The organism is Rheinheimera sediminis, from assembly GCF_004005375.1.
Classification (GTDB): domain Bacteria; phylum Pseudomonadota; class Gammaproteobacteria; order Enterobacterales; family Alteromonadaceae; genus Pararheinheimera.
In genome coordinates this window covers 1-23,948 of the sequence record NZ_RZUF01000030.1, presented here as the reverse complement: position 1 = coordinate 23,948, position 23,948 = coordinate 1, and the positions used below count along the sequence as shown (strand labels likewise).

The following is a 23,948-nucleotide window of genomic DNA, read 5'->3' as shown; positions in this document are numbered from 1 at the left end:
AGTACCTCAGGCAGAAAACAAAGATTCAGAACAATTTAACAGCGCACAGTTATAAGCTGCACTGCTGAAAAAACTCAAGGCTTGTGTCACATCAGGCAGCGTCAAAGCGGCGAAGTCTGCCGAGATCACAGATAAGGCCTTAATACATTGCTCGATCACCTGCCATGACTCTGAATCCTGACTACGTAAAAAATAGCTTTCGTGATACTGCAACGATTTTAATAAAGCCGCTGTACTACTGTTGTCGGCTGGCGTAAAAACCAAAGGCTGATTCTGCACCAAGCGATAACCGCGCTCAGCCTTGGACTGCCAGCCCAACCGCAGCGGCAACAATTGGACTAACTGACGTGATAACTCAAACAAAGCTTTTACATCACCTTGTTGCAGCTCCAGTTCCAGCTCAAATATCGCTTCGCGCTGCTCGCCTGACACTACTTCGCCCTGATCCAACACAGCTTCGACTGTGCTGCCATCCGCTAGCGTTAACAACCAACTTTGACGAACAAAGTCAGTGCGAAACAGCTGTTTTAATTGACTTTGCAGCTGTGTTAAATCTGTACCCTGAGGCCAGATTTCAGCAGGAAAAGCATTGAGTTCAGGCCAAACCGAAGTACAAGGCAGGTTGTACTCAGGCCGCAGATGCAAACCACCATGCTGCTGCCCTGCTAACTTGATGGTTTGTTCAAACTGACCTTTTTTCAGCCGGGTTCGTAAACCAGCGTCAAAACGGCGAAACCACAGATCGTCAGTTTCATAATACGCATTCAGTAACTGTACGCTTTCATGCTTCAATACAGTGACTGCCAGCTGCTGCCATACAGAGTCCAAAGCAGGTAGCATGCTTTGGGTAAGTAAAAATTTAAGTTCAGCTTCCATCGCCATAGCGGCTTATTTCCTGTTCTGTAAAGGCTTTTTATACCCTAAGTAATTGGTGTTGCAATGCGGCGGCAAGCGAATAAATCCCCATGAACATAGGTAAACTATGTGATTGGAGCGAGAGAACCTAGCCAACAAAACTGCAACTTCAAGTACAACGGATTTAAGCTCTTGTCAATTGATAACTATCTGGCCTATGATCGGCTCAATTCTCCATTTTGGCCAGATGTTGGTCGGTTTTTTTAGGATTTTTATGTTGATCACCTCAAGAACATGGCGAGCAGGAATGCTACTAGCCACAGTGTTGCTAAGCACAAGCGTCACTGCACAACAAGAAATAACAGGCACTCCGGTCAGCCCACAAAATGCCTATATCAGCGATAGGCTGATCACTTATCTGTACAACGGCCCAGGCCGCGACTTTAAAATTATTGGCAGCATTGCCGCTGGCGAAGAAATTAAACTACTGGCAGAAGATAGCACTTCAGATTACTGGCAACTGACCGACAGCAAAGGCCGCACTGGCTGGATTTTAAAACAGTACGTTAGCTTAACTCCGGTATTTGGTGGTCAGACTGTTGAGTTGCAACAACAACTGCAACAACAACAAACTATAGTTGCCCAGTTACAGCAGGAAAAAGAGCAACTGCAACAACAACTGAATGAAACCGACGCCGCAGTGCAACAAGCAGAAAAAGCCACAGCTACTGCGCAGCAAACTATTGCACTGCTGACCACACAACTGCAGGAAAAACCATCCGCCTTCTGGCAAGACAAAATGGTATTAGGTTCCATCCTGGGTTTCGCCGGTTTGATATTTGGTTTAGTGGTTCCATCCCTAATCCCGGGCCGCCGCCGCAAAGAACGCTGGATGTGATTGAAGGCTGTTAGCCTTACCCTCTGAAATACCGCTATTTATTGTTGAAAAATCAGGTGCTGAGTTGGTTATAAAGGCTCAGCGTCTGGTTTAAATTTTTTCTGCTTCCGCTTTTTTTGGCCATAAATATATAGAGCAGTAGTGACTTAAATTACTTCAATTAGTACCGTAAAAATCTGAACAACTTCTGTACTACCTACGCAAAATTTCCCACCATTAATTTTTGTGGTTTCAGAAAAACATATTGAAATAAAGTTACATCAGCACTAGCTTGGTATCACCAGAAATTATCAAAGTGCGGCCAAAATATGTTCGATTTGCGGGCAGGCTTAGAAGCTGGATTGTTAGGTGAAATTTCTATGGATAAAGTTACCCAAGAATCGAGTTACAAAGAAATAGTCACTATAACGCTTAGCGGCTACCAGTTGATCGAGGCTCGTATTAAAACATATTTCCACGACTACTTTGAAATAGTGAAATATCGGATTGGCAATGACTTACACTTCGGATTTGAAGGCCAAGATTACAGCAATGCGGCATTGGGAACACTGCTCAAAGTCTTTTCGAAAACATGTGCAGACTCTGAGCTATTAAAGGACCTTCGAGCCGAGATTACTCACAGGGACCACGTTGCCCACCAGTGGGGTCAAGTCTTGCGGTGTGCGTCATTTCCGTTTTTAGCTCATTGCATCCAATCAGAGAAAAGACCAACTACTGGCACCAAATCCCCATTGTGCCCACCAGTGGGGTCAAGTCTTGCGGTGTGCGTCATTTCCGTTTTTAGCTCATTGCATCCAATCAGAGAAAAGACCAACTACTGGCACCAAATCCCCATTGTGCCCACCAGTGGGGTCAAGTCTTGCGGTGTGCGTCATTTCCGTTTTTAGCTCATTGCATCCAATCAGAGAAAAGACCAACTACTGGCACCAAATCCCCATTGGGGCGCGGTTCCGGTACTTCGCTGAGCTCAGTACGTCCATTCGGCGGCAAGCCAAGCTATTGGCTTGCCGCCGAATGAACCCAGAAAAATTGGGTGGCCAAGGTTTTAAGGCTGGGAGTGTTTGAGTGAGGAGCCGGTAGCGACGAGCGAGTTACCCAGCCGCCTTGGACGCACGATTTTGGGCCGGGCTTTATACTCACTTCGTTCGTACCCCTTCGGGGCCAGCTAAAGCTGTTCAACGCAAGCGTTGTCGCTGCGACCTGGGGTCGCCTTTTATGAATTACATCCATGTAATTCACCCTACGGGCCAGCCTTCGGCTGTTAGAAAGTGCTTCCTGCACTTTCTTGCTTTGGATACTTTCTTTTGGCGAAGCAAAAGAAAGTATCTCGCCAGCGGCGAAACGCTTTGAACTCAGAACATTGCATTATTGACTGCTGCCAACCATTCGCTATCAGTGATCGCTGAATACAAATAGACGGGCGGGTACAAGACCCGCCCCTACAATTGACTCAAAACCACGGTAAGCAGATACAAGCACCGCTGCACCATGCCAATTAACAAAAGTTATTCAGCCTTCCCCTCCGGCGCCGCAGCAAACTTCAAAGGCAAACCCGCATCCTGCTTGACCTGCTCTATCACCACATAAGTATGAGTCTGTAACACGCCTGGCAAATCCACAATCAAGCCCAATACACCGCGATACGCCTCCATACTGGATAAGCGCAACTTCAGCAGATAATCAAAACCACCGGCCACCATATGGCATTCAGCCACTTGAGGGATTTTCACCACCGCATCACGAAACTGATCAAACACCGCGCCTGTGGTTCTATCCAGCGTCACCTGAATAAAAGCGGCAGTACCAAAACCCAACTTGCTGGCATTTAAACGGGCACCATAGCCTTCAATAAAACCGTCCTGCTCCAGCTTGCGAACCCTGTCTATGCAAGGGCTTGGGCTTAAGTTGACCTTTTTTGCCAGTTCGACATTAGAAATACGTCCATCTTTTTGCAGCGTGTCTAGAATTGTCATGTCGATACGGTCCGGTAACCGGCCTTTGGCGCTTTGAGTCATGGCAGTATTTTTTCTGGTTTTATGATTTATAAACCGAATTATATAAGGTTAGTTTAAAAAAGAAACCACCAAATAGGGCTGCGCTTTCACTAAAATGCAGCATAATTTTTTTCAATTCACTGGATTAAAACCCTATGTTATTCCAAGGCCAACTGACCACTAGTCACGCTATTCGTCAAACCATGCGCGACCATTACCGCGCTGATGAAGATCAGGTACTTAACAACTTATTGCCTATTGCTGATATTGGCCCTGCGGCGCGCAGCCGTGCCTGGGAAAAAGCCCGCCAGTTGGTGGTGAATATCCGTGAAGCTCAGGTGGGTAAAGGTGGTGTAGACGCATTGCTGAACGAGTTTTCGTTGTCGACCGAAGAAGGTTTAGTGCTGATGTGTTTAGCTGAAGCCTTGTTGCGGGTGCCAGACAAACATACGGCTGACTTGCTGATCCGCGACAAGTTATCCAACGGCGATTGGAGCTCGCATTTAGGCAATAGCGAATCTATATTTGTAAATATTTCGGCCTGGGGTTTATTGCTAACCGGCAAGCTGGTGAATTACAGCGACGACCAGAAAAAAGCTCAGTTTGGTTTATTAAAACGCACTTGTGGTCGTATGGGCGAGCCAGTGATCCGTCAGGCCGTGCGTTATGCCATGCAAATTATGGGCACCCAGTTTGTGATGGGCACCAGCATTGAAAAAGCGGTAGAACGTGCCGTAGAGCTGGAAAGCAAAGGTTTTACTTATTCGTACGATATGCTGGGTGAAGGCGCCCGTACTATGGACGACGCCAACCGTTATTTCGACAGCTACATGATGGCAATTAAAGTCATAGGCACCGCAGCGAAAAAACGAGGCCCATTAAAAAGCCCTGGTATTTCAGTGAAATTGTCGGCCATTCACCCACGCTACGAATTTACCCATCGTGACCGTGTGATCAATGAATTAGTGCCACGCTTAAAGCAACTGGCTGTTGCTGCCAAAGCTTATGACATCAGCTTTACTGTCGATGCTGAAGAAGCCGACCGTTTAGATTTGTCTTTGGATATTATCGAAGCTGTATTCTCAGATCCTGAATTAAACGGCTGGGAAGGTTTTGGTTTAGCAGTTCAGGCCTACTCCAAACGTGGTTTGTTCGTCATTGAATGGCTGCGCGAGCTGACAGTAAAAGTCGGCCGTAAAATGATGGTGCGTCTGGTCAAAGGCGCGTACTGGGATACGGAAGTAAAAGTCAGCCAGACCGAAGGTTTAAGCGACTTCCCGGTGTTCAGCCGTAAGCCATCGACCGATGTGTCTTATCAGGCGTGCGCCAAAAAGATGCTGGAATACCGCGATAGCATTTACCCTATGTTCGCTACTCACAACGCTTACACAGTTGCCACTATTTTAGAAATGGCACCGGATCGCACTGGGTATGAGTTCCAGCGTTTACATGGTATGGGCGATGCATTGTTCGACCAGGTGGTGGCGGATGACAAAGTTCCTTGTCGTATTTATGCCCCTGTTGGTGAACACTCTGACCTGCTGGCTTATTTGGTGCGTCGTTTATTAGAAAACGGTGCTAACAGCTCCTTCGTAAACAACATTGTGGATGAAAATATTCCGGTCGAGTCTTTATTAAAAGATCCGGTAGAAACAGTACGTGCCTGGAGCAAAAAACGTAATAACTCTATTCCGTTACCAGATCAGCTGTACGGTTCGGCCCGCCTGAACTCTAAAGGTCAGGACTTTACCGATGTCGATCAAGTGACGGCTATGCGCGAAGCTATGGATACATGGCTCGCGTCTGTCAGCCAGATTGAAGTACCAGCAGGTGCTGTTGCTGTGACGAACCCGGCCAACACCAAAGAAGTGATAGGTTTCCATCATCACAGCAACAGTGCTCAGATGGAACAGACGGTAACTAACGCTGAAGCTGCATTCCCAGCCTGGTCAGCGACTGCTGTAACTGAACGCGCTGCGCTTTTAAATAAACTGGCGGATCAGCTGGAATTACACCGCGACGAATTACTGGCTTTATGTATTAAAGAAGCAGGTAAAACAGTGGGCGATAGCATGGCCGAAGTGCGTGAAGCTGTGGATTTCTGCCGTTATTACGCCACTGAAGCGACCAAGAATCTGCAAAAATCCCAAGCTCGTGGTGTCGTGCTTTGTATCAGCCCGTGGAACTTCCCATTAGCTATTTTCTTAGGTCAGGTCAGCGCCGCTTTAGTGGCCGGCAATACAGTAGTAGCTAAGCCTGCAGAACAAACCAGCTTAATTGCTGTGCGTAGTCTGGAGCTGATGAAAGCCGCAGGTTTCCCGGACAATGTGGTGCAGCTGGTGATAGCTCCTGGCCGAGAGGTTGGTGAACATGTAGTACCGGACAGCCGTATTCAGGCGGTGATGTTTACAGGTTCAACAGAAACAGGAGCCTGGATTGCCCGTAAACTGGCCGAACGTGGTGGCGAGCCAGTACCACTAATAGCCGAAACCGGTGGTCAGAACTGCATGATTGTTGACTCTACCGCTCTGCCTGAGCAAGTGGTGGACGATGTGATTTCTTCCGGTTACCAAAGCGCTGGTCAACGTTGTTCAGCCCTTCGTGTGCTATTCCTGCAAGAAGATGTGGCAGATAAGATCATCACCATGATCAAAGGCGCGATGAAAGAGCTGCATGTCGGCGATCCGGCCTGGTTAAGCACTGACTTAGGTCCTGTGATTGACAGCAAAGCGTTAGAACGTTTAAACCAGCATGTGCAATATCTGGAAGGCAAAGCCACCTTGCATTATGTCTGTGATGCACCAGCTGCAGGCGATCACTACTTCTTCGCACCACGCTTATATGAAATCAGCAGCCTGAATCTGCTGGAACGTGAAGTATTTGGCCCTGTAGTGCATATCATCCGCTTTAAAGCCGAAGAGCTGGATAAAGTCATTCAGCAAATTAATGCCACAGGTTATGGCCTGACTATGGGGATCCATAGCCGTATTGCGCAAACCACTATGAAAGTAGCCAGCGAAATCAAAGCAGGTAATATTTATATTAACCGCAATATGATTGGTGCTGTGGTCGGCGTGCAGCCATTTGGTGGTCGTGGTTTATCTGGTACTGGCCCTAAAGCCGGTGGCCCGTTCTACTTAAGCCGTCTGGTGAAAGAACATGAATTACAAGCTCCTGCTTTGGATACAGCTGTACAACAGCAGTTGGAAGCGGCCAGCGGTTTTGATGCTCAGCTCAATACTCAACTGCAACAAATGGCTGTGGCTCAGGTGGCATGGCTGAATCAAAACGTGACGAATCGGGGTTCTGTATTACGTCGTTTCATCGCTCAGCTGGCTGGTAACAAGCTGGTATCAGAGCAAGAACACGACTTAAACGAGGTGATCACAGCGGCCCGTGAACAGCTGCAGTTTATCGAAAAAGAGCTGGCTCAGCCTATCACTCTGCCAGGACCTACAGGTGAATCGAACCAATTGCATCTGGAAGCCAAAGGTGTAGTGGCGCTTATTCGTAGCGAACACAGCAGCTTCCAACACTGGATGCTGGCGTTAATCACGGCTCTGGTCTCTGGTAATGCAGTAGTCAGTACTGCAGGTGAGGCTCAGTATGCAGAAATGGATACCTGCCGTAAGTTGTTACTGCAAGCCGGTCTACCAGCCAACCTGTTCCATTGGGTCAAGCTGCCAGCCTTAAAAGCAGTGTTAGCTCATCCAGCTCTGGCGACAGCTGTGATTGAAGGCACCAACCCGCTGAAAGCCTTATCAGCGCAGTGGATGGCGGCCCGTGATGGCGCTATCAGTGCTTTAGTCACCAGCCCTGCGGATCATCAGTTGCTGCACCGTTTAGTGACAGAAAAAACCGTCACTATCAATACGACTGCTGCTGGTGGTAACGCGTCTTTGATGACAATGACAGACGACTTAACTTAGTATTTCATAGAAATCTAATTAAATTTGAAGCCCGCTTTGCTGCGGGCTTTTTTTTAACTTCGAAATAAGCTATCATTTTTATCGTATTTTCACTTATCGGTAGATTTCCGCAAGACGGCAATTTATACAGAGTCGCCCATGACAGATCCAGCTCAGCTAAAAATTATTGCTATTCACGAATTGCAACCAGGCATGTATGTGGTGTCAGTGCATAAGCAAAAAGGCAACCTGGAAATTAAAACTCAGGGCTGGGCCAGAACTGTAGCCGTCATAGAGCAACTGAAGATCAAAGGCGTGTTAGAGTTGGTGGTGGATTTAAGTAAAACTCTGACAGAACCCAAAGCGGAAGTTGTGCCACCATCTGAGCCGAAACCCGCAGTTGCCGGGGGCAAAATACGTGAAAAAGTCAGCTTTGAGCAAGAGCTCAGGCAAGCGAATATATTGTACCAACATGCAAAAGGTTTGCAGAAGAAAGCCTTTTCCGATATTGAGGCAGGCCGTGAGCTTAATCTGCAACAATTTCAGGATTGTGCTACAGGTTTTATTGACTCGGTATTTCGCAATCAGGATGCCCTGCTTTGTATCAGCCGTATTCGGGAAAAAGATGCTTATTTGTTGGAGCATTCGGTTAATGTATCTATTCTGATGACCATTTTTGCCAAACAAATGCAGTTTGATGAAGACCTGATCCAACAACTCGCCACAGGGGCTCTGTTACACGATATAGGTAAAATACTGATTCCAGATAGCATATTGAATAAACCCGGCAAACTGACAGCTGAAGAGTTCACCGAGATGCGCAGTCACGTGGTGTATAGCAGGGAGATTCTGGAAAAAACGCCAGGATTAAGCCCGATCAGTGTTGAAGTTGCTGCAGTGCATCATGAACGACTGGATGGCAAAGGTTATCCGCTTGGCTTGACCGAGCAACATATCTCTGTATACGGCCGGATGATTTCTATTGTAGACACTTACGATGCTATTACTGCACATCGTTGTTACAAAGAAGGCCAAACCGGTATTGCTGCACTGAAGATCCTAAAGCGCGAATCTCCACAGAGTTTTGATCCAGTACTCGTAGCTCAGTTTATTAAAGCCATAGGTATACACCCTGTGGGTAGCCTGGTGAAACTAAGCAATGAAAAACTTGCCGTAGTGATCAAAGCCAATGCACAGGACCCACTGCGTCCTGTGCTAAAAGTCTTTTATAATTGTAAATTCAAGCGATATATAGATATTTCTATCATTGACCTGGCCAGTAGCAAAGTAGATATTGAGATCGAAGGACCAGTAATGCCAGAAGATTATGGCATTGATATGCCTCGTTTTTTCCGCCAATCCATTCTAGAGTGAGGTCATCTAGAACCGAAACTCCAATCTGCTAATGCTTCCACACTGAAGGTTGTCTGATTAAGCTGCAATACCACGTATTGCGGCAAAATTTCTTTCACCTGAATATCTGCAGTGACCCACTGGCCTTGTTGTAAGTCTTTGCCATTCACCTTAATCCAACGTTGTTTTGGGTCTGTGGCGTAAACATGAGCTTCAAAACGCAGCGAAGGTATTTGGCGCTGCAATAAGGTATCCAACTGATTAATATCTTGCGCTGGAGCATCGTGAAAGTTAATTTGTTGTTTTCGCAGTTGCGAACCATCAGCAGCGGCTAAAGCTGACTCAAATTTACCACGCAATTCAGCAGATACATCGGATTGTTCAATCTCTGCTGCAGGTAATAATTCCTCAACAGGTGTCAACTCTGCCTCTGCATCTGCTTCCTGCATTTGTTCAAAATCGATAAAATCCTCTTCACTGTCATTCTCCAAGGCGCGACCTAACACTTTTTCACCGCGTTTGGCTGATACAACTAATTGCATATCATCTTCCGGCACTTCTTCCAGTTGCACAGGCTCTGTTGGTTTTAATAAATCAGCCGCCAGCTGCAGTTCCATGGCAATATCAGCCGCATTGGCAATAACAGGTGTAGCCTGAACAGGGGCAACCATCACTTCAGAGACAGGCTGTTCTTTCACGAATTGATACTGGCCAATAAAAAAGCCCAATAACAAACCTAAAACCACTAATAATGTTAAAGCGACAATACGCCAGCCATGACCTGACGCAGTATTGACTGCGGTCACCGGTACTTGCTGCTGTTGCTTTAACGCATCCATTAACAATGACATGATGGGTTCCTACCAAATGAATGCTGACAGCCCTGCGCCTATACCTAAGGCTACCAGCGTTAACAGAGGCCATAACCAGACAGGCCAGGCCGCTTTTACAGGCTGAGGTTTTATTGCCAGCACCTCAGAAGCCGCCTGACTAACCAGACCCGCATCTATCAATGCCTTTTGCTGACTATAGCCCCCCAACATAGCGCGGTCGCAGATTAAATTGAGTAGACGAGGAATACCACCTGATAACAAAAATAATTTTTTTACCGCGGAAGCCGTAAATACAGGCCTAGTGCAACCCGCCACCTGTAAACGGTAACTAATATACTGCTGCACCTCTTGTTCGGTTAAAGGCATTAAGTGATAACGGGCAGTAATTCGTTGTGCCAACTGCCTTAAATCCTGGCGCTGCAACAACTGCTGCAATTCAGGCTGACCTATTAAAATGACCTGCAATAGCTTCTTCGTATTAGTTTCCAAATTGGTCAACAAGCGCAGTTGCTCCAGCACAGCAGGCTGTAAATGCTGGGCTTCGTCAATGATTAAAATGGTATTTTTACCCCCCTGATGATTTTTCATCAGGCGGTTGGTAATTTTATCCGTCAGCATTTTTAAGCTGGCATCAGATTTTTTGTAGCGAATTTTTAGCTGATCACAAATAGCGGCCAGCAGCTCCAGCTCATTTAGAGTTGGGTTTAAGATAAAAGCTACTTCGGTTTTATCGGTCAGTTCCTGCAATAAACAACGGGATACTGTGGTTTTGCCCGTTCCCACTTCACCTGTTAACAAGACAAAACCACCAGCTTCACCTAAACCATAACGTAAATGCGCTAGTGCTTCGGCATGACGAGGACTTAAAAATAAAAAGTCAGGGTTAGGCGCTATAGAAAAAGGCTGACTGGTTAAACCGAAAAATCCGGTGTACATAAGCTTCCTGATGCTGAGTTTGGGCGACAATCGTAAGCAAGGCGTTATAATGGCAAAAAATAGGTAGGTAGGAAAGCTTTGAAAACTTATCTTGTAGTTGGAGAGGGAATACATTGAAAATTTATCTAGTGGGCGGAGCTGTTCGCGACGAGTTGTTAGGCTACCCGGCATTGGACCAGGACTGGCTAGTGGTCGGCGCTACACCTGAACAATTACTGGCTTTGGGTTATCAGGCTGTGGGTAAAGATTTCCCGGTATTTTTACATCCCAAAACCAAGCAGGAATATGCTTTAGCTCGCACAGAGCGCAAGCAAGGCCAAGGCTACACAGGCTTTGCCTGTTATTTCGCACAAGACGTTAGCTTAGAGCAGGACTTACAGCGTCGTGATTTAACCATCAATGCCATAGCCAAAGATGAATCAGGCCAAATGCACGACCCTTATGGGGGAGTGGCGGATATCAAGGCAAAAATTCTGCGTCATGTCTCCCCTGCTTTTAGTGAAGACCCACTGCGGGTATTAAGAGTTGCCCGTTTTTATGCCCGTTACTTCCATAAAGGTTTTACTGTTGCAGCTGAAACTTTGCAGTTAATGACTGAACTGAGCAACAGTGGTGAGCTGCAGCATTTAACCGCAGAGCGGGTTTGGCAGGAAACAGCTCGCGCTTTAACAGAACAAGACCCACAAGCTTATTTTGAGTTACTGCACAGCTGTGGTGCCTTAAAAGTATTAATGCCTGAACTGGATCAGCTGTGGGGAGTGCCAAACCCAGAAAAATGGCATCCGGAAATAGACACAGGCGTCCACTGCATGTTAGTGCTCAAGCAAGCTGCTTTATTGTCTGAGCGGCTGGATGTGCGTTTTGCCGCACTTTGCCACGATCTGGGCAAAGGCATCACAGACCCGGCTTTATGGCCCAAACATCATGGTCATGAGCACAGCGGTTTGCCTTTAGTGCAGGAGCTTTGCAGCCGTATTCGGGTGCCCAACGACTGTCGTGATTTAGCGTTATTGGCCTGTGAATATCATCAATTGCTGCACAAAGCTTTTGAGCTTCGTCCTTTGACAGTGCAAAAACTCTTTGATGGTATAGATGTATGGCGTAAACCGGAGCGCCTGGATTTGTTGCTGCAGTGCGCCATAGCCGATTTACGCGGTCGGACCGGCTTTGAACAGGCTGCTTACCCGCAAGCCGAGTATTTACGTCAGCTCGCATCAGCAGCTCGTGCTATTGATGTGAAGTCTATTGTGGCTTTGGGTTTAAAAGGTGAAGCTATTAAACTGGAAGTTGCTAAAGCACGGCTTGAAGCTATCAGCGCCGCTAAAGGGTACTGGCAGGAGCAACATCAGGCCAGTTAAACTCTATGGGCCACAGCTTTTGGTTTGCCTTGTAATCTCGCCACATCTGCTGATAGCTAAAACCTGTCAGCGGATGAATTTGTTCTGGTGCCAGTTCGGATAAAGGCAACAACACAAAGGCATTTTTGCTTATTTCATCGCGTGGTAATTCGACAGGCGTTTTGCACACCAGTTGCTCATAGGTCAATAAATCCAGATCCAGCCGTTTGCCACAAAACTTAGGTGATTTGGCAGGACGACCATATTTTTGCTCTATCGCCTTAAAAGCAGCAACACAGTCAGCTACAGATAAATCAGTCGTTGCTTCAGCCACCAGGTTGTAAAAGGTATCACCGTCAAAACCTACAGCTTCACTTTCGTACACTGCAGAGCAACGAATTTCACCAAATAATGCAGACAGCTCCAGATAAGCAGCACTGATATGCAAATCGCGCTCTATATTGCTGCCAATACTGATATAAATCAGCGCCATTACCAAGTGCCACGCGAAATAGACACACCCACACTGGCCGCAGCAGGAACTGCGGCAGGCTTAGCTATTGTCACTTTCACCGCTGTAGTCGGAAATTTATCCAGCACCATAGCTGCAACTTTTTCAGCCACTGTTTCAATCAATTCGTGAGGTTGCTGACAAAGCTCAACAATAGCGTCACAAACAGCGCTATAATCCAACGTATATTGCAGATCGTCCGTTGCCGCAGCTTGGCGAATATCAGTGGCCAGTTCTAAATCAAACTCCAGTGTTTGCTGTATAGCTTTTTCCCAGTCATATACACCTATCACTGTCTGAACCTTGAATTGCCTGATAAAAACTATATCTGTCATAGATTTCCGCTTTTGTTAAAGACTTGTTTCAGGTAGGCTGGTCGGATAGGCAAAGATTAAAAAAGCCTATACTCTGAGCACCTTATTCAATAGAAGCCGATTTTATCTTACTTTGCTGGACTGAGGAACCTTAATCCATGACCCTTACCATAGCGATATTGATGCTCGTAGCTTATTTGAGCGGCTCAATTTCGTCTGCCATTCTGGTCAGCCGTATTTTCAGGCTGCCCGATCCGCGCACTCATGGTTCTGGTAATCCGGGCGCAACCAACGTATTACGGCTGGGCGGCGCTGTTCCAGCCTCAATGGTGTTGGTATTTGATGTACTCAAAGGAACCATTCCGGTCTGGGGTTCTTATTTTTTAGGCGTAGAAGCCTTTTATCTGGGCATGATTGCAGTTTGCGCTTGCCTGGGGCATATATTCCCAGTCTTTTTTGGTTTTAAAGGCGGAAAAGCTGTGGCTACAGCCTTTGGTAGCATGATGCCGATAGGCTTAGATTTAGCGGGTTTATTAATTTCCACCTGGATGATGCTGATAGGCGCTACGGGTTACTCATCACTGGCAGCTATTGTTACTGTAAGCCTGGCTCCCATTTTCACTTGGTTTATCAAACCTTTGTATACGATCCCTGTGTCTATGCTGAGCCTTTTGATTATTATCCGTCACAAAGACAATATCATCCGGCTGTGGAACCATCAGGAAACTAAGGTTTGGCATAAAAACCGCAAAACCAAACCAGAGAATCCTGAACAGGAATAATTAAAGGGCAGGTAACTGCTCCATAGGCCAGCGCGGTGTAACACCTATAGTTAAATCTTGCTGCTGCCCTGCTCTTAAACGCTGAAAGCCAGCAAAAGCAATCATAGCACCGTTATCGGTGCAGAATTCTTTGCGTGGGTAATAGACTTCGCCTTTTAAGCTTTTCAGTAAAACTTCCAGCTGTTCACGCAACGACGTATTGGCACTAACACCACCTGCCACCACTAAACGTTTTAAGCGCTGCTCTTTTAAGGCACGACGACACTTTAACACCAGGGTATCGACTACAGCTTGCTGAAATGAAGCGGCTATATCTGCCTGCACTTCAGGGCTTTTGCCTTCGGCTGCAATCACATTAGCAGCAGCGGTTTTTAAGCCGCTGAAACTGAAATTTAAGCCTGGTCTGTCAGTCATAGGACGTGGAAAGGCATATTTATCGGCTTGGCCTTGTGTGGCTAATTTGGCAAGCAAAGGTCCGCCCGGATACTCCAACCCCATTAATTTGGCTGTTTTATCAAAAGCTTCGCCCGCAGCATCATCGACAGATTCGCCTAATAACTGATACTGGCCTATGCCGTCCACCCGAACTAACTGGGTATGTCCACCAGAGACTAACAAAGCAATAAAAGGAAACTCCGGCGGGTTTTCTTCCAGCATAGGCGCCAGCAAATGGCCTTCCATATGATGCACTGCAAGGGCTGGTTTGCCCCAGGCGAAGGCTAAACTTCGGCCTATTGAAGCTCCCACTAACAAAGCACCAGCTAAACCAGGGCCAGCAGTGTAAGCCACACCGTCTATGTCGGATGCCTCGCAACCCGCTTCTTTCAATGCTTGTTGAATTAAAGGTAATGTTTTACGGATATGGTCACGTGAGGCCAGTTCAGGCACTACCCCACCATAATCTGCATGCAAAGGGATCTGGCTGTATAACACATGACTTAGCAGACCCCGCTCTTCATCGTACACAGCGATGCCTGTTTCATCACACGATGTTTCTATGCCAAGTACTCGCATTTTACTCCCCTTACCTATATGCTACGCGGCGAATTGTACTGGGATCTGAGCATCATCACCAGTACAACACTTATTGCTTTACATTGGGGCTGGCTTTTGAGTAAAATGCCGCACCATTTTTAATCGTATTGGTTAGACACTAACCAGAGTTGACCGAGGTGAGAATTTAATGCCTGTTGTTAAAGTAAAAGAAAACGAACCATTTGACGTAGCTTTACGTCGTTTCAAGCGCTCTTGTGAAAAAGCTGGCGTATTAGCTGATGTACGCTCTAAAGAGTTTTTCGAGAAGCCAACTTGGGTTCGTAAGCGTAAGAAAGCTGCCGCTGTTAAGCGTCACATGAAAAAGCTTTCTCGCGAAAACGCTCGTCGCATCAAGCTTTACTAAGATTATTGCCTGACCTATGGCATTGTTAGAACAGCTGCAAGAAGCTCAAAAAGACGCAATGCGTGCCAAAGACAAGTTGCGTCTCGGCACTATTCGTCTAGCTTTAGCTGAAATCAAACAACGTCAAATTGACTCGCAGATGGTGCCTGATGACACCAATATTCTTCCTGTGTTGACCAAAATGGTGAAACAGCGGAAAGAATCTGCCAGTCAATACAGTGCAGCAGGTCGGCAAGATTTAGCTGATATTGAATTAGCAGAAATCGTAATCGTAGAACAGTTTTTGCCACAAGCCTTATCTCAGGCTGAGCTGGATGATTTAGTGCAACACGCTATTACTGCTGTTGCAGCCTCTGGGATGCAGGATATGGCGAAAGTCATGGCCCACTTAAAACCACAGGTTCAAGGCCGTACCGATATGGCCGTTTTAAGTCAGGTTATTAAAGCTCGTTTGAGTTAAGCTTCTAGCTGAACTACTGCACGCCGTGCCCTTAGCACGGCTTGTCTTTTTCTGTATACCCGTCGTACTTGCAGCTGCAGCTTTGTTGACTGCGCTCATTCGCCCCGGTCACATAGTGTATCTATGCTCCTGGGTCTCACGAGCTTGTCGCCTCCCTGCAACGTCAAGTTGCTTGGGTATATATCAGTAGATGAGGAAAAAGGTGGCAGGACAAATCCCCAGACACTTTATCGACGATTTGTTAGCTCGTACAGATATAGTGGAACTGATCGATCATAGAGTTCCGTTAAAAAAGGCCGGTAAGAATTACCAGGCGTGTTGCCCTTTCCATAACGAAAAATCCCCTTCTTTTACCGTAAGTAGCGACAAACAGTTTTATCATTGCTTTGGTTGTGGCGCTCACGGCAATGCCATTAGTTTTATGATGGCGTATGAACAGCTTGAATTTGTAGAAGCCATTGAAGAACTGGCGAAGCAGCATCATTTAGAGATACCACGCGAACAAGGCAGTGGTAAGCAGTATCCGCAGGCTCAGGCCGACGATTACAGCCAGATGCAAAAAGCGGCAGATTTGTATCAGCAACAGCTGAAGCAACAGGTTCATGCTGCCACTTATTTGCAAAAACGTGGTATTTCAGAAGCCACAGCAACAAAATACAGCATAGGCTACGCACCTGACAGCTGGGATTTTGTGTTAAAGCAGTTAGGCGCTTCACGTTCAGCGCGCGATCAGCTGTTTGAAATTAAACTGATCAGCCGCAATGATCAGGGCCGTGAATACGATTTTTTCCGTGACCGGCTGATGTTTCCCATTCGGGATAAACGCGGCAGAGTGATAGGTTTTGGCGGCAGGGTGATAGGTGAAGGTACACCAAAGTATCTAAACTCACCTGAGACCCGACTTTTCCATAAAGGCCGTGAACTTTATGGCTTATATGAAGCCAGACAAAGTCAGGACAGACTGAGTCGTGTGCTGATTGTTGAAGGTTATATGGACGTGGTGGGCTTAGCCGAGCAAGGAATATCTTTCGCAGTGGCTTGTTTAGGCACCGCTACGACCCCAGATCATATGCATACGTTATTCCGCCTGACCAGCACTGTGACTTGCTGTTACGACGGCGACAGAGCGGGCCGCGACGCCGCATGGCGTGCCTTACAAAGCGCTTTACCGCATTTGAAAGACGGCGTTGAACTGAATTTTGTATTTTTACCGGACGGCGAAGACCCTGATTCGCTAGTACAAAAAGAAGGTAAAGAGACCTTTTTAAAGCGTCTGGAACAGGCCATGCCTTTAGGTCAGTATTTATTTGACCATCTGGCCAAGGAGCTAGATTTAAACAGCGATGCTGGCAAGTCCGCCTTATGGGTTAAAGGTAACGAGCTGATTAAACAAATTCCAAGTGAATTTTATCGCGATGCCTTGTTTGAAACCCTGGGATCGCTGGTAGGTAAATCGTCGCAGCAAAATACGACAGCCAGAGGCCAGAACAAAGTACAGAGTAAAGCGCCTGCAGCGACAAAAATTACGCCGATGCGCCGTGCTATTGCACTATTACTGCAATACCCAGCTCTGGCTAAAGTAATGCCACTGGCTCCGGAGTTGGCAGAAGCGAATTTACCAGGTATTCAGTTATTACTGACAGTACAAAATACCTTACTAGCCCAGCCAGAATTGACTACAGCGCAATTGCTGGAACATTGGCGAGATACGCCTGAATACAACATAGTGGTGAAGCTGGCTTTGTGGGATCATCAGGTCGCAGAAGAACAGTTAACTAAGGAATTCCTGGATACCTTCAGGTCTATTGAAGATCAGTATCTGGGGCAACGCCTGGAAGAATTGCAACGCAAAGATACGTTGCAGCAACTAACCACGGCGGAAAAACACGAATTTGTGTTGCTGTTAAAAGCTTTTAAAAGCAAATAACCGTGAGTAAGCCGTCATTGTGCGGTGGCTAGAAAAGCCGCGCTTTGTTATAATCGCTAATTCGCATTTTTGAACTAACTATTTGGGTGGAAGAACAGCCTCTATGGAGCATAATCCTCAGTCGCAACTAAAACTCCTGATCTTAAAGGGTAAAGAGCAAGGTTATTTGACCTTTGCTGAAGTGAATGATCATCTTCCACAAGATATTATTGACTCCGATCAGATCGAAGACATTATCCGTATGATCAATGACATGGGTATTCAGGTGTTTGAAACAGCACCAGATGCCGATGACCTGATCATGTCTGACGCTGCGCCGGATGAAGACGCCGCAGAAGAAGCCGCTCAGGCTTTAGTCAGTGTGGATAAAGAGTTAGGTCGCACTACAGATCCAGTCCGCATGTATATGCGTGAAATGGGCACTGTAGAGCTGTTAACCCGTGAGGGCGAAATCGACATCGCCAAACGGATTGAAGATGGTATAAATCAGGTTCAGACCTCTGTGGCTGAATACCCTGAAGCCATCACCTACCTGTTAGAACAGTGGGATAAATTCGAAGCTGAAGAAATCCGCTTAAGTGACATTGTCACCGCTTTTATCGACCCTAACGAAGCCGACGACTTACCGCCAACAGCCACTCATATTGGTTCTGATGTGCCAGAAGAAGAACTGGCCGATGAAGATGCTGATATATCAGGTGATGACGAAGAGTCTGAAGATTCTGACGAAGAAGCGGATACAGGTCCGGATCCGGAAATGGCCCGCGAGAAGTTTGGTGAGTTGCGCACTCAGTACGAAGTGACGCGAGCTTCTATTGTCAAAAATGGTCGCGAGCACCCAACCACCAAAGAAGAAATTGAAAAACTGAGCGAAGTGTTCCGTTGCTTCCGCTTAGTACCAAAACAGTTCGACCGTCTGGTCAAAAACATGCGTGAAATGATGGACCGCGTGCGCGTCCAGGAACGTATTGTGATGAAGAACTGCGTTGAGTACGCAAAAATGCCAAAGAAAAACTTTATGAAGGCTTTCAGTGGCAACGAAAACTCAACGGCTTGGATAGACGCCGAAATTGCCGCAGGTAAACCTTATTCAGCCAAGCTGGGTGAGATGCGTGAGGATTTGTATCGCAGCGTTGAGAAGCTGAAAAAAATTGAAGAAGAGACTGGTCTTTCGATCTTTAAAATTAAAGACATCAACCGTCGCATGTCGATTGGTGAAGCCAAGGCCCGTCGTGCGAAAAAAGAAATGGTTGAGGCGAACTTACGTCTGGTTATTTCTATCGCGAAAAAATACACCAACCGTGGATTACAATTCCTTGATTTAATTCAGGAAGGTAACATCGGTTTGATGAAGGCTGTCGACAAGTTCGAATACCGTCGTGGTTATAAGTTTTCAACTTACGCTACATGGTGGATCCGTCAGGCTATTACCCGTTCTATCGCTGATCAGGCCCGGACTATCCGGATCCCTGTGCATATGATTGAAACCATCAACAAACTGAACCGTATTTCACGTCAGATGTTGCAGGAAATGGGTCGTGAGCCGTCTCCTGAAGAATTGTCCGAACGTATGGGCATGCCGGAAGACAAGATCCGTAAAGTACTGAAAATAGCTAAAGAGCCAATCTCCATGGAAACACCAATAGGTGATGATGAAGATTCGCATCTGGGCGATTTTATTGAAGACAGCTCTTCAGAGTCGCCACTGGATTCAGCCACCATGGAAAGCTTAAAAGCAGCCACTAACGAAGTGTTGGCTGGTTTAACAGCCCGTGAAGCAAAAGTTCTGCGTATGCGTTTTGGCATCGATATGAATACTGACCATACATTGGAAGAAGTGGGCAAACAGTTTGACGTAACACGGGAACGTATCCGTCAAATCGAAGCCAAAGCGCTGCGTAAACTGCGCCACCCTTCCCGTTCAGAAGTATTGAAAAGCTTCCTCGACGAGTAGATTTGTTTTTCGTCGCAAATGTGCTCCTGCATTTGCGACCTACCGTCCATCTATGGACATAAAAAAGGCACCTTCGGGTGTCTTTTTCATTGAAGCGGATAAAAAACAAGCAATCGATACAAACTCTGTGTTATCAAGCGGTGACAACAGCAGAAAAACTTCTTATACTGCCTGCGCTCTTCAGGCTTGCAATAGTAAAACCTAAAGACGCTTCTCAAATGGCCCTATAGCTCAGTTGGTTAGAGCATCCGACTCATAATCGGCAGGTCCCTGGTTCAAGTCCAGGTGGGGCCACCATTTTTGAAGACTTCCATAGTTAACACCTACTAACATTCTGAATTTTTCTGTGCTGCGGATCGGTGGCGGATCGGAATTAGTAAAAAAATTGATATTTCCTACTGCCTTCACGTAACACATCAAAAAAATACAATTTCTATTTTTAACTTTGATAAGTCTTGCCCTGCTGTTTTTTTTCAGTGCTAAAGATTAGTTGAAGACATCTATTTAAAAATATTCTACCCTTGCTTGTTAACGCAATACTGAAAATGATAAAGGACTATTATGCGTCAGTCAGTTTTTATAATTTTTTTCATGGCTATTTTTAGCTTCTGTGTATTTATGGCCTTTCTGCTTCTCATGACTAGAAACGATAACGATGGAGCCATAAGTATTTGCCATGATGCTGTTCAGGCTGAAGCAAAATACACGGCTGAAATTGTAAATACTGAAGTTTTAAAGCGTAATTCTGTAGATACAGTGATTTTTGGCAAAGCGAAGTTTCAAAATGGATTTGGAGCTTGGAGTAATAAAGTTTACCGTTGCGATTTTGCGAATGATAAAAAAACTAAGTTTGAGCTTTTCGATAGCTGGGACGCTTATCCTCCTCATAAATTTGGCTAATCAAAGTATGACTTTTCATAGTCAGAAAATTTACTCTTTGGGGCTCTCTCCCCTTATTCGTTAGCTTTTTAAAGCTATCAAAAATTCCCTTTTTATAGACGGGAAACTTACCCTTTTTAGGGGGTAAGAAAATACCCTTTTGCTGCGTTCGCGTACTGGTCTTTAATTACCCTTAGGCGATCTAGGTAAGGCTAATCCTTACTGTAACCTTACTAAACCCTTAGTGTAACCTTAGGGCAATTATCAGGGTTATATAGGGGTAGTCAGCCTACAAGCTGGCTTCACTTTTGGCTTACGTGTTTCTTTTGATAACCCCCACAGCCCAGAATAACCAGCGTTTTGCAGGAATCTGAACAGCCTTTTTTCTGTCCAATGATTGCCCCTGCTGGTGCTAATGTTTTGTTTGTTCAGTAAAGCGGTAGTGGCTTTGTAACTGGGGGGAGTCCACTTACCAGCTATAAACAAGTGAACCACTGTTAAAACTTGCTGGCGGTGCTGAAGTTGCTGCTCTCTGGTCATGCTCTTACCCTAACATTAAACCTTTATCGGTTCGTTATACTTTGGCGGGTATAAGGTAAAAGCCTTGCCGGGCTTGGTGTGTAGGCTGCTTTATACCTTTATACCGAAAATCCCCATAAATATAGATATTCTGTTTTAAAAGTATGGGAACTGGTAAAGAATCAAAATAAATCAAAACATAGAAATAATGGTATAAAGGTATAAAGTTCTCTCTAAGCCTTGTAAATAAAGGGCTTTGCCTTATACCTCCAATGGTATAAAGAAGGTATAAAGCAGATAAAACAAAAGCCCGGCCAGCTAAACAGAAGGGCCATTTATAGGCCCCCTGTTAAAACGTAACGCTTCGTTTTGCCAGACTGTTTTAGCTCAATATCCCCGACTTCTTCCATACGCTTAATAATTTGCTCGTATAGGTCGGTTTTGTCCTTAGTTTGCGGGCTCTTGTTGTGCTGGTCAGTTATCTGCTTTAACTTTGCAAAGCATTTTAAGACAGCCTGCTTTAAGGTGCTGGGTGCAATACCTTCAGTTTTTGTTTTAAGTCTGCGCTTCACTTCTGCTCTGGTGTGCAAGGCAATATCAGCAATAGTTGCATTAGCCTTTTGTGCTGCGTCCTTTTGCAGTAAATAACCAACGTCATCAATACAACGGGCAACCAAAGCAAAGGCATAACTAACGTGCTCTGACTGTACTTCTCCAACTTCCAGCGCCAGCAGGCTTGCTACTTTGTTAACTTGCTCCATTACCCGCGCATAAATTGCCCCCATTACAGGCGCGTTCAATCGCTGGTCTTGATCATAGTAGCTTTGGATCTCGTCCAACATTTGCCGGGCTTTGGGGTTTACTTTTAATGGTTGCAGGCTGCCATTGTTGATAAGGTGCAAACGGTTAAGAATATCCACATCACCGAAAAAAGGCGTTTCCTTTACCTGTTGTAGCTTTTCCCTTTCTTCAGCGCACCTAATAACCAGACAGCGGCCTATTAACCCACTACCTATGTTTTCCTCAGTGATCAGACTATCAAGGCCGCCGGGGGTAGAATGGCCCATTATTGAGACCACAGGATCAGGCCAGCCATTTTCTATAAAGTCGCGCTTTTTGAATAACCAACGCAAAGCCCGGTTCAGTTTTTCAAGGTCTGGCACTTCTTCAGCTTCAGGCTTTTGCCCTTCTTCGGCTTTGGTAATTTTCTTTTTTAGCTGGTCAATATCATGATCTATTTCTTTAAAAAACTGGCGGCGATGATTGCCCGCAAACAGGTAAACTTTTGAAGTTGCGAGCGTCAAAATTAAGTCACCTATCTTGCTTTCATAGGTACTCGCATTTTTGCTATTAATTGCTTTAAACATGCCCTGAATTTCATCAATCCGATAACAGCAGCGCCCATCACCTTCTATAAGATTGCGGATCATATCCACATCAGAAGAAATTCCACCTACAACATGCCGACCTAACTTTAACTGTGCTGCTGTTTCAGCTAACCAGCTTTGGCCGTGCTCTTTGCCTGCGGCACTGGGCGCAATAGCCAGTGTTAACAGGTTAAGTTTAATACTGTCTAACCCTTTGCGGTTGCCTGCGGCTAGTGACAGCATTTGCAAAGCAACAATAGGATAAATTAGCGGTATAGGGCGTTTTGCGGTTCGGTTCAAATACTCGCATATAGCACCAGCTAACCCCGGCGGTGTTTCAATACGTAATCCAGATACATCTACGGGCAACGGCTCTGGTTTTACCGCTTCTGTTTGATCTTCAGCATCAATAAACAGTGCAAAGGCATCATCAGTACCAGCAAGCCCTAACAACTCAGCAGCGGCCTTTACAGCGGCTTTAAAGTCGCCATTGTGTTCTTGCTCACAGTACAGATCAAAGGAATCTAAGCCTCTACCGTGCTGTTTGTGACTTGTGTTGTGAATGTATAGCCGTTCGCGTCCGTCTCGCTCCCCGATTAGTACCTTAGCACCAGCAACACCACTTTTACTTTCTGGCGGCAGATAGCGGTTTTCCCTGATTCGTTTAAATCCCATTGTCTCAACTTGCTGGCTCAACGGATAACGATCACAGTAAGCCTGTACAACACTTTCACCTCTTTGCTTAGGCTTTGTAATGGCTGGTGCTGTTGTAGGCTCTGGCATTGCTTCAGGCACTGTAAACGGCTTGCCTGTTTCAAAGCTTGCGCTGTAATAACCCTCAGCCCGGCCAGCTTCAACCCTTGGGAAAAACCAAGGCTGTGACAGGCTATTGTTTTCACATACGGGCGCTACTTTCACCCCGGATAAATGCAATATGTCTAAAATGGCATCAACACCGCTTTCTAATGTCTGCGCTGTGGCATCACTAGGCACTAATAAACGCCATTTGTTAAAACTTTGGCCGTGCTTGTGGTGACTGTGGCTGGTGTAAATCAGGTGTTCAATACCAGCCTGTTTCATAGCTTCATGCGTCAACTTAGGATCGGGCGCACCTTCTATAATTTCACCGTCTTCCGTGACTGAACTATCACCATCGATAATGATCAGCAGGTGTTTAGCCTGAAGCATAGCCTTATCGCTTCTGTTTCCTTCGCTATGGCCCCGGACAAAGTAAGGGCCGTCTTTAGGCCCCGCTTTGACATTCTGTGGCTGGAACATGGCGATCAGTTCAGATAGTGTTAGGTCAAACGGTTGTAATTGGGTATTGCGTACTCCCCCTGTCACAGTTCTGGACAGGTTAAGTTTTGTACTGCTAAACTCGTGTTCGATTGTTGTATCAAATGCCTCGTTAACTTGTCCGGTTGCGGGGCTTTGTTTTGTGCGATTAGTCATAAATCCACCCCACAAAGTAAGCCCTTGTTTCTGCTGACATATTCTGCCAGTCGATAAAATAGCGCCGGATCTTGTCGTGCGTTATGCCGTGAAAATCAGCAACGCCATTTTCGTCCTGATAACGGTATCTAAACCCTTTTTGTTCTAAGTCCTGTACACGTGCGGCAAGGTGGCAAATACCAAGCCGATCAGCTTCGTAGCGGTTAATAGAGCCTGTCATAAACATGTATTTAAACGCTTTTGTCAACAACAGTCTAAAAGTGATCCACA

General features: G+C 46.0%; 21 protein-coding genes and 1 tRNA gene. 12 read left to right on the top strand and 10 right to left on the bottom strand.

What is annotated here, in order from left to right; genetic code table 11:
* Nucleotides 1-6 precede the first annotated feature (6 nt).
* Entirely contained in the window at nucleotides 7-882 is an 876-nt protein-coding gene (locus EMM73_RS17400; RefSeq protein ID WP_127688079.1) for a CYTH domain-containing protein, read from the bottom strand.
* Nucleotides 883-1,162: 280 nt separating this feature from the next.
* On the opposite strand from EMM73_RS17400, the gene EMM73_RS17395 reads away from it, so the two are divergent.
* Together EMM73_RS17395 and EMM73_RS17390 are read left to right on the top strand one after the other, a co-directional pair.
* Entirely contained in the window at nucleotides 1,163-1,753 is a 591-nt protein-coding gene (locus tag EMM73_RS17395) for a TIGR04211 family SH3 domain-containing protein (protein ID WP_186435280.1), read from the top strand.
* A 359-nt stretch (nucleotides 1,754-2,112) separates the two neighbouring features.
* Nucleotides 2,113-2,640: a hypothetical protein gene (locus EMM73_RS17390; protein ID WP_127688077.1), complete on the top strand. Its 528-nt coding sequence runs from the start codon at nucleotides 2,113-2,115 to the stop codon at nucleotides 2,638-2,640.
* Between the two features lie 618 nt (nucleotides 2,641-3,258).
* Here the strand turns inward: EMM73_RS17390 and EMM73_RS17385 are convergent.
* Complete coding sequence (locus EMM73_RS17385) at nucleotides 3,259-3,726, bottom strand: Lrp/AsnC ligand binding domain-containing protein (protein ID WP_458351833.1); 468 nt, start codon at nucleotides 3,724-3,726, stop codon at nucleotides 3,259-3,261.
* A 176-nt stretch (nucleotides 3,727-3,902) separates the two neighbouring features.
* Here EMM73_RS17385 and putA point away from each other — a divergent pair, with 176 nt between their 5' ends.
* Together putA and EMM73_RS17375 are read left to right on the top strand one after the other, a co-directional pair.
* Nucleotides 3,903-7,676, top strand: a complete 3,774-nt coding sequence (putA, locus tag EMM73_RS17380) for a bifunctional proline dehydrogenase/L-glutamate gamma-semialdehyde dehydrogenase PutA (protein WP_127688075.1) — start codon at nucleotides 3,903-3,905, stop codon at nucleotides 7,674-7,676.
* Between the two features lie 138 nt (nucleotides 7,677-7,814).
* A complete protein-coding gene (locus EMM73_RS17375) occupies nucleotides 7,815-9,029 on the top strand; it encodes an HD-GYP domain-containing protein (protein WP_127688074.1) in 1,215 nt (404 codons plus the stop codon).
* Nucleotides 9,030-9,031: 2 nt separating this feature from the next.
* Here EMM73_RS17375 and EMM73_RS17370 read toward each other — a convergent pair whose 3' ends face one another.
* Both EMM73_RS17370 and EMM73_RS17365 read right to left on the bottom strand, forming a co-directional pair.
* On the bottom strand, nucleotides 9,032-9,859 hold the full coding sequence (locus EMM73_RS17370) for a general secretion pathway protein GspB (protein WP_127688073.1): 828 nt from the start codon (nucleotides 9,857-9,859) through the stop codon (nucleotides 9,032-9,034).
* Between the two features lie 9 nt (nucleotides 9,860-9,868).
* A complete protein-coding gene (locus EMM73_RS17365) occupies nucleotides 9,869-10,777 on the bottom strand; it encodes an ExeA family protein (RefSeq protein WP_127688072.1) in 909 nt (302 codons plus the stop codon).
* 113 nt (nucleotides 10,778-10,890) lie between these two features.
* On the opposite strand from EMM73_RS17365, the gene EMM73_RS17360 reads away from it, so the two are divergent.
* Nucleotides 10,891-12,135 carry a multifunctional CCA addition/repair protein gene (locus EMM73_RS17360; RefSeq protein ID WP_127688071.1) on the top strand — a complete coding sequence of 415 codons (1,245 nt, stop codon included), beginning with the start codon at nucleotides 10,891-10,893 and terminating at the stop codon, nucleotides 12,133-12,135.
* Here the strand turns inward: EMM73_RS17360 and folK are convergent.
* Together folK and folB are read right to left on the bottom strand one after the other, a co-directional pair.
* On the bottom strand, nucleotides 12,098-12,607 hold the full coding sequence (gene folK, locus EMM73_RS17355) for a 2-amino-4-hydroxy-6-hydroxymethyldihydropteridine diphosphokinase (protein ID WP_127688070.1): 510 nt from the start codon (nucleotides 12,605-12,607) through the stop codon (nucleotides 12,098-12,100). The genes EMM73_RS17360 and folK overlap by 38 nt on opposite strands.
* Nucleotides 12,607-12,960 carry a dihydroneopterin aldolase gene (folB, locus tag EMM73_RS17350; protein WP_127688069.1) on the bottom strand — a complete coding sequence of 118 codons (354 nt, stop codon included), beginning with the start codon at nucleotides 12,958-12,960 and terminating at the stop codon, nucleotides 12,607-12,609. Before folB ends, folK begins: the two co-directional genes overlap by 1 nt.
* 137 nt (nucleotides 12,961-13,097) lie before the next feature.
* Here folB and plsY point away from each other — a divergent pair, with 137 nt between their 5' ends.
* Nucleotides 13,098-13,721, top strand: a complete 624-nt coding sequence (gene plsY / locus EMM73_RS17345) for a glycerol-3-phosphate 1-O-acyltransferase PlsY (protein ID WP_127688068.1) — start codon at nucleotides 13,098-13,100, stop codon at nucleotides 13,719-13,721.
* Here the strand turns inward: plsY and tsaD are convergent, their stop codons facing one another.
* On the bottom strand, nucleotides 13,722-14,735 hold the full coding sequence (gene tsaD, locus EMM73_RS17340; RefSeq protein ID WP_127688067.1) for a tRNA (adenosine(37)-N6)-threonylcarbamoyltransferase complex transferase subunit TsaD: 1,014 nt from the start codon (nucleotides 14,733-14,735) through the stop codon (nucleotides 13,722-13,724). It abuts the gene before it with no gap.
* A 169-nt stretch (nucleotides 14,736-14,904) separates the two neighbouring features.
* On the opposite strand from tsaD, the gene rpsU reads away from it, so the two are divergent.
* From rpsU to EMM73_RS17310, 6 genes are all read left to right on the top strand, one after another.
* The gene (gene rpsU / locus EMM73_RS17335; protein ID WP_008899776.1) at nucleotides 14,905-15,120 is read left to right on the top strand and encodes a 30S ribosomal protein S21; all 216 of its coding nucleotides are present in this window, start codon (nucleotides 14,905-14,907) and stop codon (nucleotides 15,118-15,120) included.
* A gap of 16 nt (nucleotides 15,121-15,136) precedes the next feature.
* Entirely contained in the window at nucleotides 15,137-15,580 is a 444-nt protein-coding gene (locus EMM73_RS17330; protein ID WP_127688066.1) for a GatB/YqeY domain-containing protein, read from the top strand.
* Nucleotides 15,581-15,782: 202 nt separating this feature from the next.
* Nucleotides 15,783-17,507 carry a DNA primase gene (gene dnaG, locus EMM73_RS17325; RefSeq protein ID WP_127688065.1) on the top strand — a complete coding sequence of 575 codons (1,725 nt, stop codon included), beginning with the start codon at nucleotides 15,783-15,785 and terminating at the stop codon, nucleotides 17,505-17,507.
* A 103-nt stretch (nucleotides 17,508-17,610) separates the two neighbouring features.
* Nucleotides 17,611-19,461: an RNA polymerase sigma factor RpoD gene (gene rpoD, locus EMM73_RS17320; protein WP_127688064.1), complete on the top strand. Its 1,851-nt coding sequence runs from the start codon at nucleotides 17,611-17,613 to the stop codon at nucleotides 19,459-19,461.
* Between the two features lie 220 nt (nucleotides 19,462-19,681).
* A tRNA-Ile gene (locus tag EMM73_RS17315) sits at nucleotides 19,682-19,758 on the top strand.
* A 264-nt stretch (nucleotides 19,759-20,022) separates the two neighbouring features.
* A complete protein-coding gene (locus tag EMM73_RS17310; RefSeq protein WP_127688063.1) occupies nucleotides 20,023-20,361 on the top strand; it encodes a hypothetical protein in 339 nt (112 codons plus the stop codon).
* Nucleotides 20,362-20,610: 249 nt separating this feature from the next.
* Here EMM73_RS17310 and EMM73_RS20560 read toward each other — a convergent pair whose 3' ends face one another.
* The 3 genes from EMM73_RS20560 to EMM73_RS17295 form a co-directional block, all read right to left on the bottom strand.
* Nucleotides 20,611-20,880, bottom strand: a complete 270-nt coding sequence (locus EMM73_RS20560; protein ID WP_127688062.1) for a recombinase family protein — start codon at nucleotides 20,878-20,880, stop codon at nucleotides 20,611-20,613.
* 314 nt (nucleotides 20,881-21,194) lie between these two features.
* Nucleotides 21,195-23,678 (bottom strand): hypothetical protein, encoded by a 2,484-nt coding sequence (locus EMM73_RS17300; RefSeq protein WP_127688061.1) that lies wholly within the window; start codon nucleotides 23,676-23,678, stop codon nucleotides 21,195-21,197.
* Nucleotides 23,671-23,948 (bottom strand): helix-turn-helix domain-containing protein (locus EMM73_RS17295; RefSeq protein WP_145987568.1); only part of this gene is annotated, 278 nt, incomplete at its 5' end. The genes EMM73_RS17300 and EMM73_RS17295, both read right to left, overlap by 8 nt.

What these genes read in the sequence shown, in the direction of transcription:
- EMM73_RS17365 (WP_127688072.1), bottom strand. Translation starts at nt 10,777, where the DNA reads ATGTACACCGGATTTTTCGGTTTAACCAGTCAGCCTTTTTCTATAGCG.
- EMM73_RS17310 (WP_127688063.1), top strand. Translation starts at nt 20,023, where the DNA reads ATGCGTCAGTCAGTTTTTATAATTTTTTTCATGGCTATTTTTAGCTTC.
- EMM73_RS17390 (WP_127688077.1), top strand. Translation starts at nt 2,113, where the DNA reads ATGGATAAAGTTACCCAAGAATCGAGTTACAAAGAAATAGTCACTATA.
- EMM73_RS17375 (WP_127688074.1), top strand. Translation starts at nt 7,815, where the DNA reads ATGACAGATCCAGCTCAGCTAAAAATTATTGCTATTCACGAATTGCAA.
- EMM73_RS17330 (WP_127688066.1), top strand. Translation starts at nt 15,137, where the DNA reads ATGGCATTGTTAGAACAGCTGCAAGAAGCTCAAAAAGACGCAATGCGT.
- EMM73_RS17370 (WP_127688073.1), bottom strand. Translation starts at nt 9,859, where the DNA reads ATGTCATTGTTAATGGATGCGTTAAAGCAACAGCAGCAAGTACCGGTG.
- EMM73_RS17400 (WP_127688079.1), bottom strand. Translation starts at nt 882, where the DNA reads ATGGCGATGGAAGCTGAACTTAAATTTTTACTTACCCAAAGCATGCTA.
- EMM73_RS20560 (WP_127688062.1), bottom strand. Translation starts at nt 20,880, where the DNA reads ATGACCAGAGAGCAGCAACTTCAGCACCGCCAGCAAGTTTTAACAGTG.
- rpsU (WP_008899776.1), top strand. Translation starts at nt 14,905, where the DNA reads ATGCCTGTTGTTAAAGTAAAAGAAAACGAACCATTTGACGTAGCTTTA.
- putA (WP_127688075.1), top strand. Translation starts at nt 3,903, where the DNA reads ATGTTATTCCAAGGCCAACTGACCACTAGTCACGCTATTCGTCAAACC.
- EMM73_RS17300 (WP_127688061.1), bottom strand. Translation starts at nt 23,678, where the DNA reads ATGACTAATCGCACAAAACAAAGCCCCGCAACCGGACAAGTTAACGAG.
- folB (WP_127688069.1), bottom strand. Translation starts at nt 12,960, where the DNA reads ATGACAGATATAGTTTTTATCAGGCAATTCAAGGTTCAGACAGTGATA.
- plsY (WP_127688068.1), top strand. Translation starts at nt 13,098, where the DNA reads ATGACCCTTACCATAGCGATATTGATGCTCGTAGCTTATTTGAGCGGC.
- EMM73_RS17395 (WP_186435280.1), top strand. Translation starts at nt 1,163, where the DNA reads ATGCTACTAGCCACAGTGTTGCTAAGCACAAGCGTCACTGCACAACAA.
- tsaD (WP_127688067.1), bottom strand. Translation starts at nt 14,735, where the DNA reads ATGCGAGTACTTGGCATAGAAACATCGTGTGATGAAACAGGCATCGCT.
- folK (WP_127688070.1), bottom strand. Translation starts at nt 12,607, where the DNA reads ATGGCGCTGATTTATATCAGTATTGGCAGCAATATAGAGCGCGATTTG.
- rpoD (WP_127688064.1), top strand. Translation starts at nt 17,611, where the DNA reads ATGGAGCATAATCCTCAGTCGCAACTAAAACTCCTGATCTTAAAGGGT.
- EMM73_RS17385 (WP_458351833.1), bottom strand. Translation starts at nt 3,726, where the DNA reads ATGACAATTCTAGACACGCTGCAAAAAGATGGACGTATTTCTAATGTC.